The 11,238-nt window shown below is 38.6% G+C and carries 14 protein-coding genes and 1 pseudogene; 7 read left to right on the forward strand and 8 right to left on the reverse strand.

Features of this window, described 5'->3' with window-relative positions; all coding sequences use genetic code 11:
• Positions 1-18: 18 nt before the first annotated feature.
• The 6 genes and pseudogenes from P20652_RS03890 to P20652_RS03870 form a co-directional block, all read right to left on the reverse strand.
• Entirely contained in the window at positions 19-699 is a 681-nt protein-coding gene (locus P20652_RS03890; protein ID WP_008171245.1) for a FlgO family outer membrane protein, read from the reverse strand.
• A gap of 103 nt (positions 700-802) precedes the next feature.
• Positions 803-2,494, reverse strand: coding sequence for an amidohydrolase (locus tag P20652_RS03885; protein ID WP_008171246.1), 1,692 nt, complete (start codon positions 2,492-2,494; stop codon positions 803-805).
• A gap of 165 nt (positions 2,495-2,659) precedes the next feature.
• Positions 2,660-2,894 (reverse strand): annotated as a pseudogene (locus P20652_RS21520) (EF-hand domain-containing protein).
• A gap of 8 nt (positions 2,895-2,902) precedes the next feature.
• Entirely contained in the window at positions 2,903-3,139 is a 237-nt protein-coding gene (locus P20652_RS03880) for an EF-hand domain-containing protein (protein WP_033017867.1), read from the reverse strand.
• A gap of 186 nt (positions 3,140-3,325) precedes the next feature.
• Positions 3,326-3,553, reverse strand: coding sequence for a hypothetical protein (locus P20652_RS03875; RefSeq protein ID WP_008171249.1), 228 nt, complete (start codon positions 3,551-3,553; stop codon positions 3,326-3,328).
• A gap of 24 nt (positions 3,554-3,577) precedes the next feature.
• On the reverse strand, positions 3,578-3,811 hold the full coding sequence (locus tag P20652_RS03870) for a cag pathogenicity island protein Cag25 (RefSeq protein WP_008171250.1): 234 nt from the start codon (positions 3,809-3,811) through the stop codon (positions 3,578-3,580).
• A gap of 329 nt (positions 3,812-4,140) precedes the next feature.
• Between P20652_RS03870 and P20652_RS03865 the strand changes: the two genes are divergently transcribed.
• From P20652_RS03865 to P20652_RS03850, 4 genes are read left to right on the forward strand one after another with little or no spacing between them, the layout of a single operon-like run.
• Positions 4,141-5,598 carry a sensor histidine kinase KdpD gene (locus tag P20652_RS03865; RefSeq protein ID WP_008171251.1) on the forward strand — a complete coding sequence of 486 codons (1,458 nt, stop codon included), beginning with the start codon at positions 4,141-4,143 and terminating at the stop codon, positions 5,596-5,598.
• Between the two features lies 1 nt (position 5,599).
• Complete coding sequence (locus tag P20652_RS03860; RefSeq protein WP_008171253.1) at positions 5,600-6,145, forward strand: hypothetical protein; 546 nt, start codon at positions 5,600-5,602, stop codon at positions 6,143-6,145.
• Between the two features lie 2 nt (positions 6,146-6,147).
• Positions 6,148-7,497, forward strand: a complete 1,350-nt coding sequence (locus P20652_RS03855; protein WP_008171256.1) for a sigma 54-interacting transcriptional regulator — start codon at positions 6,148-6,150, stop codon at positions 7,495-7,497.
• Positions 7,498-7,518: 21 nt separating this feature from the next.
• A complete protein-coding gene (locus tag P20652_RS03850) occupies positions 7,519-8,019 on the forward strand; it encodes a DUF1543 domain-containing protein (protein WP_008171258.1) in 501 nt (166 codons plus the stop codon).
• A 22-nt stretch (positions 8,020-8,041) separates the two neighbouring features.
• Here P20652_RS03850 and P20652_RS03845 read toward each other — a convergent pair whose 3' ends face one another.
• The gene (locus P20652_RS03845) at positions 8,042-8,269 is read right to left on the reverse strand and encodes a hypothetical protein (protein WP_008171260.1); all 228 of its coding nucleotides are present in this window, start codon (positions 8,267-8,269) and stop codon (positions 8,042-8,044) included.
• A gap of 131 nt (positions 8,270-8,400) precedes the next feature.
• On the opposite strand from P20652_RS03845, the gene P20652_RS03840 reads away from it, so the two are divergent.
• Complete coding sequence (locus P20652_RS03840) at positions 8,401-9,645, forward strand: multifunctional CCA addition/repair protein (RefSeq protein WP_008171262.1); 1,245 nt, start codon at positions 8,401-8,403, stop codon at positions 9,643-9,645.
• 41 nt (positions 9,646-9,686) lie between these two features.
• Here P20652_RS03840 and P20652_RS21365 read toward each other — a convergent pair whose 3' ends face one another.
• Positions 9,687-9,818, reverse strand: coding sequence for a hypothetical protein (locus P20652_RS21365; protein ID WP_008171263.1), 132 nt, complete (start codon positions 9,816-9,818; stop codon positions 9,687-9,689).
• Between the two features lie 389 nt (positions 9,819-10,207).
• On the opposite strand from P20652_RS21365, the gene P20652_RS03835 reads away from it, so the two are divergent.
• Together P20652_RS03835 and P20652_RS03830 are read left to right on the forward strand one after the other, a co-directional pair.
• Positions 10,208-10,489 carry an Imm27 family immunity protein gene (locus P20652_RS03835; protein ID WP_008171266.1) on the forward strand — a complete coding sequence of 94 codons (282 nt, stop codon included), beginning with the start codon at positions 10,208-10,210 and terminating at the stop codon, positions 10,487-10,489.
• Positions 10,490-10,612: 123 nt separating this feature from the next.
• Positions 10,613-10,978: a hypothetical protein gene (locus P20652_RS03830; protein WP_139048237.1), complete on the forward strand. Its 366-nt coding sequence runs from the start codon at positions 10,613-10,615 to the stop codon at positions 10,976-10,978.
• Positions 10,979-11,238 lie beyond the last annotated feature (260 nt).

An 11,238-nucleotide genomic window follows, 5' to 3' on the forward strand; every position in this document is an offset into this window, starting at 1 on the left:
TACCTTTTTTGGTTTTAATCAATAGCTAGCGCCAAGCATAATTCCATCTGTTCTACGAGTAGGGTATAACGATTCCACTATAAAGCTAGGTATAAACCCTTTAGCTGAAGACACCACTACTTTTGATTTAGCACCAATAATACGAGCGTTAACAATCACGCCTCTGTTTGTGTAAGTTAGTGTGCCCGTTAATGTGTATTCTATATGCGGATAACCTTTAAGTTCTTTACCATTACGGCTGAACGAAAAATCACCCATTGGTGTTACATGCACAGTACCTGTGTGTTTGTAATCAATAACAGACAATCCAAATTCTTGTAGCTCTGTAATAAAACTCTCAGCTAAATGGTTACCAAAAATATTCGTTGTTTGCAGGTTGTCGTCCAAATTTACAAAAGACGTAATAGCGATAGGTGTTGCGCTATTTATGTAATTCATGTTTTCAATTAGTTTCATGGCTAACTGTTCAGTGTAATTACTTAGTAACTTACTGCTATTGATTGGGCGGTAGTTGTTTTCTGGAAATTGCCAGTTACTTACGCGAGGCTGATAGTTTTCAGTGTACTTAGCATTATGCGCATGATTTTGCGAATTGTTATTATGTGGAGCATGGCCGTTATATACAGGGTGAGTAGAGCAAGCTGAAAGTGAAAGGGTAAAAAGTGCCGATAAGGTCAGAGATATCTTTTTTGATAACATATTTTCTTCCTGAAAAATAAGGGGAGTATTAAATTACACAACCTTATCGACACACTTTTTGATTACTTTAGTTAATTTTTATAGTTAATTTGTTTATTTACATTTATTGGGTTGGTGTATCCTCTTCTTTTTTATAGCGAAGCGTACCTGCAACCCATGTTTGTAGCACATTAGTTTTATAAATTTCGTCAACGGGGACTTTAAAATAGTCTTTGTCGATTAAAATAAAATCAGCCCATTTACCTTGCTCTAAGCTACCAATTTTAAACTCTTGATGAGCCGCATAAGCGCCTCCTAAAGTAAACGCTCGTAGGGCATCTTCTCTACTTAGTACTTCACTTGCACGCCAGCCGTTTTCAGGTAGTTTGTTATGATCCATCCGTGTAATGGCTGAATACAAACCATCAAATGGATTTGCCAGCTCTACCGGGTAATCAGACCCTGCTGCAATAACAGACCCTTGCTGTAAAAATGTTTGCCAAGCGTAGGCACCGCTTAATTGTTTTTCAGTTAAGCGCTGCTCTGCCATATGCATATCTGAGGTGGCATGAACAGGTTGCATTGAAGGAATTATTTTTAATGTTTTAAAACGAGGAATGTCGTCTGGAGTAACTATTTGTGCATGCTCTACACGGTTACGCAGTAAAATACCGCCCGTTTTTTTAAACACATTTTGATAGGCATCAAGCACTACTTTATTTGCTTTATCACCAATGGCGTGAGTATTTGCGCTAAAACCACTTTTAAAACTTTGCGTAAAAAGTGCTTCTAGTTTGTCTTGTGTTTCGAGCATTAATCCATGATGCCCAGCTCTGTCTGCATACTCTTCAATAAGAGCGGCTCCGCGAGAGCCAAGCGCGCCATCGGCGTAAACTTTAACACTGCGGATTTCCATAAAGTCATTTTTGTCGTGGTATCGGCCTGCTTTAAGCATTGTATCTAAATCAGGACTTGCACCGCTGAGCATTGCCACAATTCGAAGCGGCAAGTTACCAAGGTCACCACGTTCTTTGTAAACTTCCCACGTTGTTTTATCAATACCCGCATCGTGAGTAGAGGTAATGCCTAAACTTAATAAATGCTTACCTGCTGCATCTAGTGAGTCACTTATATCTTGTTTTGAGGGGGCTGGCATGTGTTGAACAATTAACGACTCCGCTTTGTCTACAAATATGCCCGTAGGATTACCAAATTCGTCTTTAATTATTTCACCACCATCAGGCGCTTGTGTATCAGCGGTAATGCCAGCAAGTTCGAGCGCTTTTGAATTAACCCAAATGGCGTGGCTATCAACCCGAGAAAGTACTACAGGTCGGTCGCTAACGACTTTGTCTAAATCTTTAGCTGTAGGAAAGCGTGTATCAGCCCAAAGCTCTTGGTTCCAGCCTCGCCCTATAATCCAACCTTGTTTGTTATCGGCAAATACTTTTAGTTTACTCGTTACTTCATTAACCGATTTTGCACCGCGTACGTCAAGTTGCGATAAATTATCGCCAAGGCCAATAACGTGTCCATGCGCATCAATTAAGCCAGGTAATAAGGTGTTACCATTCGCGTCAATTAGCTTGGCATCTGGATAGCTGTTTTTTAATGCATCACCGCCCACTTTAACTACTTTTCCATCTTTTATTACGAGAGTGGAAAATTGTTGGACTTCACCTTTTAGCATTTTACCTTTATGTAAAGGTGTATAGCCATTTGCGTTATAAATTACTTTTGTTTGTGCGATAGCGTAACTAGAGCTTGCACAAAGACTGGCTAGTATGAGTGGTTTGATTATTTTTTTGAGTAACATAGGGCACTGTTTTGTTATTTTTAGTGCAATAACACTAGCAAACCTTTTTTTAGAATACCAATAGGATGCGATGAGGTCGTAAAATAGATAGTTAAAGTTAAGTTGTAAGTCTTAATTGAAATTAATTGCCTAAAATCCTAGTTAAAAAAGAAACCTAAACATGGACTATTTGCTTGCATATAAACGGTATTCGTTGATTGTTAGCTTGCCGTCTTTATCTTTGTCGTAACTTACAAATTTAGACCACAAGGCTGGATCTATTGAGGCTTCAGAACGGGTTAAAAACCATCTTGGTTTCTGTCTATTTTTTAAATTGGTTGGTAATACTGCCATTAGCGGCAAAGCTTGATGCACTCAAAATTAAGAAGATGTATAAAATTACAAAGCTTATTTGTTTCATTAAAATTCTCAGTAAAGATTGTTAGTAAGGTAATTTTTAAACTCAATTAAAGAAATTTTTTTGTCTTGGTTTTTATCCCACATTACAAACATGCTGAGCAGTTGTGGTTGGGGATCAAGTTCGTCGTGTGTTAAATAGCCACTTTTGTCGCTATCGAGGTGATCAAAGCGCTGCTTTACATCAAGTGCTGTGGCGTCAAAGCTCAATAGCATCAAAATGCATATAACAAGGAAAAGTATCTTCATGGTGCTCCTTCCAAAAGACGTATTTAAAGTTTGTGGCTAAAATAATGTAAAAGTAAAAAAGCACTTGCCGTAATTTAACTCCCAACATTAAATCCTTTTACACACTCCCTCAGGGATTATGGCAAATGCTTTTAAATTTAGCTTACCTGTAACAAGCTTAAGTAAAGCTTAATCAGTAGTTACTCATTAAGGCTTAAAGCTTTCAAATTCTTTTTTTGAGACTTTTTCATCACCGTCTTCATCTATGTCGGCAAATTGTCTCATTATCTCTTTGTCTTCCTTTGCTTCCACAATTGATATTTGTCCATCCATATCTTTATCTAAATGGGCAAAGCGCACGTTTGTTGGCGATGCAATTACGGTGGCACTAATTGCTAAAAACATTAATGAAAAAGCGGCTATAAGTTGTTTCATAATCACGTTCCTTATTAAATGAGTTTATTGAATAAATTTTTTGAATTCATCTAGCGACAATTGCCCATCTTTATTAGTATCAATTTGTAAAAAATTTTCGTGTAGAACGGCATCTTCTCCTGCTTCGGCTTCACTTAATGTGCCATTACTGTCTTTATCAAGCTCGTTAAAAGTCGCGTGAACGTCCATTGCGTGTGCGTTAGCGCCTAACAAGCCTAAAGCCAGTAATGATGAAATTACTAAAATGCGTTTGTTCATAATTATTTCCTTATTGATTAAAGTTATTACTCCTATTACAAAAATGGTGCCAATAATAATTATTGTTATTTTCAATTGGTTATTGTTTTTGCTTTAAGCCAGTGAGAAGTTTTTACTGGGTTTATTGTAATTTTTGTGTGTCTTTTGCAACACTATTTAGTGAGGTTGAAAGGGAGTTTATTAAAATCAACGAGTTACGTTGTCTCTATTTGGCGACACATTGTTTTTTAGTGCTGGCTGTTAATCGTATTAAATATAATAGCTGGTTCAGCTAGTGTATAAGGTAAGCACTTAATAATAGAGCGCTTAACTTAAAAGGACTAAACGAAATGCCAGCAACCATAGCTAAAAAATACCAAGCAATGCTTAACTGGCGGCCTAATTTAATTGGGCAATTTGCAATGAGTATGCTGCTTTCGTTACTCCCGCTTTCTATAGTGGTGATTGTATTTTTAAATGCACTTAACAAGCAATTAGCAATGACTCAAAGTATTGTGAGTAACAACTACCAAGTTACCAAATCGTTTAATATCCTAAAACAAGAACTCAACAGCCTTGAGCGCGCCACTAGGCAAAACTGGGTATTAAAAAGCGAATCGCTAGATAAGCTCATTGTCGATAAATGGCAATCATCCCTACAAAGTATTGATGAACTCAAATTTGTAAACACAGATAAAGATTATACTCACCAATGGCAACGCTTATATACCACCTTACAAACCGCGCATGTAGAGCTTGTTGAGCAAAAACAACAGCAAGCGGAGCTATTTGTGCCAGTGAGCGATTTAGTTGCTGAACTTACTTTATGGTTACGTGATAAAAATGAAGCGCAAATTACCAATAACCAAAATGAGCTTACAAGCCTACAAACTTCATTTATAAACTGGCTGGTGGCACTTATTCCGCTTACTTTAATTGTTGGTGGTGGTTTTTTATGGCGTATAAGTGGGCGACTAAAAGGGTTAACTACGGTTATTGATAAGCTAGGGCAGGGACATTGGCAGCAAAAAATATTAGTGAAAGGCTCCGCTGAGCTAGTTGAGCTAGGAGAAAAACTCCAATGGGTGCAAGAGCAACTTCATATGCTTGAGCAGCAAAAAGATACTTTTTTACGACATGTTACTCATGAGCTAAAAACGCCGCTTGCTTCAATGGTCGAAGGCACTGATTTACTAACTGATGAAATAGTAGGCCCAATTACTGCTGAGCAAAAAGCAGTGCTTGAGCTTATTAGCCAATCTATGGTGCGCCTTCGTACAATGATTGACAGCCTGCTGAGTTATAATGCGATCCGCACCAGTAAAGACAGCCTAAGCAAAGTTGAATTTACTTATCTTATTAATAAAATAAACAGTCATTTTGAACATCGTTTAGGTCCTCGAGAGCAAGCCATTGAGTGGCAAAATAACCTACCTAATAAACCACTCGCTTTGCCGAGTGAGCTTATTGAGATGATTTTAATTCAGCTTATTTCAAATGGCTTAAAATTTTCACGAGATAAGCAAAGCGTTACTATTAATTTAGCGCTTGAGCAAAACCAACTTTGCATTGCTGTGATTGATGAGGGATGTGGTATTAAAGAGCAAGAAAAAACGCAAATTTTCAGCGCATTTTATCAAGGTAAACACAGTAAAAATGTTACGCTGCAAGGCAGTGGGCTGGGCTTAACTATTGTAAAAGAGTCTGTTGAACAACTAAGAGGTACACTGACTGTTGAGCATAACGAGCCGCATGGTTGCCGGTTTTCAATTAAAATTCCCATAACAAAAAATCTAGGAGTTAATTAACATGCGCTTGCGTTTAATCGCTATTTTATGTGTGCTCAGTAGCAGCATGGTTATATCAGGTTGTGAAATTAATAATGGGCAAGAAGAGCGTGTGTCAATTACACCTGCACCAGTGGTCGATACTAAAATAACGAACGACAAAAACAGTAAACCTAGTCCAAAACCCAGACCAAAAATTGAACCAAGCTATCCACCTGCAGAGCAAGTTATAGCATGGCACGCTAATCAGTGTGGCGGATTTAAATTGGTGCCTAGCAAAGATGTTTTTACAGGCGAAAACGATCTTAAACGCTTTTTTAAATTTATGTGCTTAAACATAAATGAAGATCCAAATACGGTAATGACTAAGTTGTTAAAACTCGATCTTGCTTACTTTTGGCCAGACGACATAAAGCAATATTTATGGCTGCAAAAGCAGCAAGTGGCTATGCAAATAAATGCTAAAAAAGAACAACAAGCGCTTAATAATCAAATGCAAGAAACCCTCTCGTCATTAGCAACGATTGAGCAGCAGCTTTTATTAAGAGAAGAAACTAAGGAGCAGTAACTATGGCAGCAATTAAAGTGCAAAGTGCAAAAGTATTACTCGTTGACGACGACGCTAGCTTATTAAAACTGCTCGCTATTCGTATCGAATCAAAAGGATACGAAGTAACGACCTGTGAAAGCGGCTTAGCAGCGTTACAAATTTTAAAAAGCCAAGTGTTTGACGCCGTAATAACCGACCTACGTATGGATGAAATGGATGGTATGGCGTTGCATCGTCAGTTGCAAAGCCGATACCCTGCATTACCTGTAATAATGATGACAGCGCACGGCTCAATTCCTGATGCGGTAGAGGCAACTAAGCAGGGCATTTTTGCATTTATAACTAAACCTGTAGATAAGGATGAGCTATTTGACAGCCTTGCTAAAGCGATAGAAATTCACGGTGTTAACGCCGATGAAGCCGCGCCCAAAAGTAATATAGTTACGCGCAGTGGTGCAATGCTGCACTTGTTAGAGCAAGTAAAACTACTTGGGCCAACACACGTTAATGTATTGATTTCGGGGGCTAGTGGTACTGGTAAAGAGCTACTTGCACAGGCGATTCATCAGCATAGCCATGTAAGTGATGGCCCTTTTGTTGCAATTAACTGCGGCGCTGTACCAGGGGAGCTTTTAGAATCAGAATTGTTTGGTCATAAAAAAGGCTCTTTTACGGGCGCAATTAAAGATCACCAAGGTTTGTTTCAACAAGCAGAGGGGGGCACGCTATTTTTAGACGAAATAGGCGATATGCCACTTAACTTGCAGGTTAAGTTACTGCGCGTATTACAAGAAAAAACAATTCGCCCCGTAGGCTTTCAAGAAGAAATAGCAATTGATGTACGCATCGTATCGGCAACTCACAAAAACTTACCTGAGGCTATTTTAAACCAACAATTTAGAGAAGATTTATACTATCGCTTAAACGTAGTTAATTTAAAATTACCACCACTGTGTGAGCGCCGCGAAGATATAAGCTTATTAGCACAGCACTTTAGTGCAAGCATTGCTAAGCGCATGAACCAAAATGAAAAACACTTTGCAAGCGATGCTATGCATGCGCTTGTGCGTTACGACTGGCCAGGTAATATCCGCCAACTACAAAACGTAGTAGAGCAGGTTGTAGCATTAACGCCAAGCGATGTTATTTCAGAGCATTTAGTGTTAACAGCACTCGATAGCAACGAAAAAAACGTAGAGCCATTATCACTAAACGACGCTAAAAAAGAGTTTGAGCGCGACTATGTAATTAACACGCTAAAAATGGCAGGCGGCAATGTCGCCGAAGGCGCTAAGCTTGCTAAGCGTAATCGTTCAGACTTTTATAAACTAATTAAAAAACACAATATTGATGTTGATAGTTTGGCATAAGCACACACAAAAGGAATCCTCATGCAGTTATTTATGGTGTATTTAGGCGGGCGAATTCAAGGATGCCACATAGAAATGCACGACATTCGCTTTGTGGTTGGGCAAACCATAGAGCAAACGTATACAAAGTTAAAAAGCCAATGGGTTGGCGATAAAAGCAGCGTACACATGGATAGTTTTATGGCTGTTAACAATATTGATGGCTACAAAATAGAAGTTGTTGATACTTATGTTGAGCAAAACAAACAACTCTATTTTGTAAATTTAGGCGCTTACCGAAGTGATTCCATGGCTGAGCAACACGACTTTGCACTTTATGTTGCAAGCAGTAGCCATGAAGCTAAAGAGCGTGCTAAAAACGATTTACTCGCAGGGCTTAGCCATATTCATAAAGATGATTTACATGACGTAGACGACTGCTTTGCCATTGATTTACTCGACAGCCAGCTAAACATTAAGCTCACGCCCAGCGGTATATCGCAGGCTATAAAGCCAGACTGGTTTGGCTACCATGTTTTATAAATAAGTATATAAAACGGGCAGGTTATTTGTCCTGCTCGCTTTGCTCATCCTTTTCGCTTTTAGCCGCCATTTTAAACGCCACAATAACCAATCCAAACATAGCAAACGGCAGCGCTGCCAACATGTATTCAACCATATTACTGTCTTGAAAATTTGCTTGTAGTAAAAAGTGACCCGCCACACACATTAAAATAACCACTAATAAAATGGGTAGTAACATAAGTTCTTTTTTTGATGAATGGTTTTTCATTGAGTAACAGCTTAAGCAAAAAATGATGCGCTATTGTAATGAGCTTACATATGCTTGGCAAACACCGCAGAATTTTTTAATTAATGATATGATTAGCGTCAAATAATTGGGCAAGTGTTATTGGGAATAAAGTGAAAAGTAACTTAAAAAAAGTTTACCTCGTTGGTGGTGCAGTGCGCGACAAGCTGCTAAATATAAAATCAAAAGATAACGATTATGTAGTGATTGGTGAAACGCCAGACACAATGCAATCGCTTGGTTTTGTACCGATAGGTAGCGACTTTCCGGTTTATTTACACCCAAAAACAAAAGAAGAATACGCACTTGGGCGCACAGAGCGTAAAAGTGGCAAAGGCTATACTGGCTTTGTGGTCGACGCCAGCCCTAACGTAACACTCGAAGAAGACCTAGCAAGGCGCGACTTAACCATAAACTCTATGGCGCTTGACGAAAATGGTAAAATTATTGACCCCTTTAATGGTCAACACGATTTACAAAATAAAATACTGCGCCACACCACAAAAGCATTTGTAGAAGATCCCGTGCGAGTGTTGCGTATTGCGCGATTTTTAGCGCGTTATGGCAGCGATTGGCAAATTCACCCAAGTACCTATGCGTTAATGCGAGAGCTCAAAAATAAAGGCGAGCTTAATCACTTAGTGCCCGAGCGCGTATGGCTAGAAACCGAAAAAGCGCTTGGCGAAAAACACCCCGAGCTTTACTTCCAGGCATTAGATGGGCTGGGAATTTTTCCTGAAATTGAACAAATGAAAAACGTACCGCAACCTGCCAATCATCACCCTGAGGGCGATGTATTTGTGCATACAATGTTGGTGCTCAGGCGTGCAGCCGACTTAAATTTTAATTTAGAAACCCGCTTTGCTGCGCTTACCCACGATTTTGGAAAAGCGCTTAGTTTTAAAAAGTATGGAAACCTACGTGGGCACGAACGCGAAGGTGTTGCAGTTATTGAGGCGTTTTGTGAGCGCTTAAAAGTGCCTAATCGTTTTCGTGATATTGGCGTGCTTACCAGCTATAACCATACTTTATGCCATACAATTGAGCAGCTTAGGCCGCAAACTATTCATAAATTAATTGTTACTAATTTAAATGGCTTGGTGCATCCTGAGCGCTTTTTAGCATTTACTCAAGCTTGCCAATGTGATGCGCAAGGCCGCGGAGAAACGCTGGTTAATAAACCTTACCCGCAGGCAATTAAGCTGCGCGCCATTCATAGTAAATTACAGCAAATGGATAAAAAACATATAGTGCAAGAGGCACTTAAAAGTGGCAAAAAAGGCCCAGAAATAGGCGAGGCAGTAAAGCTGGCTGAAATAAGCTGTATAAAAGCGTTTTTAAGCGATGAGCCAAGCTAACCAGCGCAGGTTAAATTAAGTACTGAGATACACCTTGTACCTCAAGGTGCGGTACTTTTTGAAGGTCGTTTACGTGAGTGCTGTGGTTTAGTTGCTTCAGGCTCAGCGTCTTTATCTGATTTATATAAACTAAAAATAAAGTCGAGCTCTTCTCGTTCAAGTGATGGGGTCACGGCAAATCCTACTGCTTAATGCGTTAATATAGCCCCAGAGTATGTGAACGCGACTGAATTAAAAGTGAATGATTACAATTAATTAAACCGCAGTGGCTCATACTTGCTCCACAATCTATGCGGTTAATTTTAGACATAACCTACAGGTCGCTATGAGTGTTTGGGCTTCCAGCGAAAACCAGTCATTGAGGTTGACTAAATATAAATAGAAAATTGATTGGTCAAACTGCTCTTTGCTCATATATTCATGAAAATGAGTGACGAGCGCATTTTCTTTTATTAATTGCTTGAGTGGTAATAAAAAATTACATATAGCAATGTATTAAGTTATTTGGTAAAAATGATTTATTAGATACATGAGCGCACTATAAAATTGTTAGGTGTACTAAATGGATTTACTGCAATCATCCGAATCGGCATTAGCTGGATGTTGGGTGGAATCTGATGCAAAAGTAATTGCAGACTCTGTTTGCGAGCGTATCGACTGGCTTGTGAATAACCATTTGCAAAAAGTTGGTACATCAAAATGTGGTTGGGATATATATTTCAACGATCCAGTAGATGATCGTTTTTGGCTTTTATCTTATCCTCAAGGTCACATGCATGGTGGCGGACCGCCATTATTAAAAGTTGTGGCAACAGATGATATTAATAATATAGTCACGGTGTAAACGAACACCTAACAAGGGTTTTCAAGTCGGACAAATTACAGTTGGCTCTTTGTTCGTGCCTCACTTATTTTAGCCAACTGCAATTTGCCGCTTAAAACGGCGTTTAGTAGTACAGGAAAAGTTGTGGAAGATTCGAAGTATGAGTTAAGGAAATCAAAATTATATTGGATGTTTGGTGGGGATATATTTTGGTATCACTTCAATATGCAATTTTTGAAACCATTTGTTATTTTTCAGTTTTTATTTTCTATTACTATAAATATACTTCAAAACTTTGTGGGTGAATTTACCATTAACGTAATAGCTGCTGCGTATTTGTTAGGAACTTTGATTGGAATCGCGAGTATTTTCAAAAAACAGAAAGTATCTAATTTTGTTATGCGCTCAGCCTCAAAGCCAAACGATGCAAAATGGGTGTTTATCTTTATAAGTTTATTGTGTGTTTTAATGCTAGTTTTATTACCTTTTGGTCATGTTAAAGTTGGGTAGTAAAGTACAGCTAACAAGCTTTAAATAACAACGGTTAGTCTTGTTCCTTCATCATTTGTTTAACGAACTATTTTTTGCCTATTACACGCTTGTAATTAACAAGTAAATTTTAACAAGACACCCATCCTAAATTTTGAACTAATTTTAACAAGACACCCATCCTAGAATTTTAACAAGACACCCATCCTAAATTTTGCACTTTACGCAATTAGAGGCTAGCCTTTATTTAGTGTAAAAAACAAGCAGGGTGTCATATGGCT

Origin of the sequence: Pseudoalteromonas sp. BSi20652, from assembly GCF_000239855.1 — a bacterium.
Classification (GTDB): domain Bacteria; phylum Pseudomonadota; class Gammaproteobacteria; order Enterobacterales; family Alteromonadaceae; genus Pseudoalteromonas.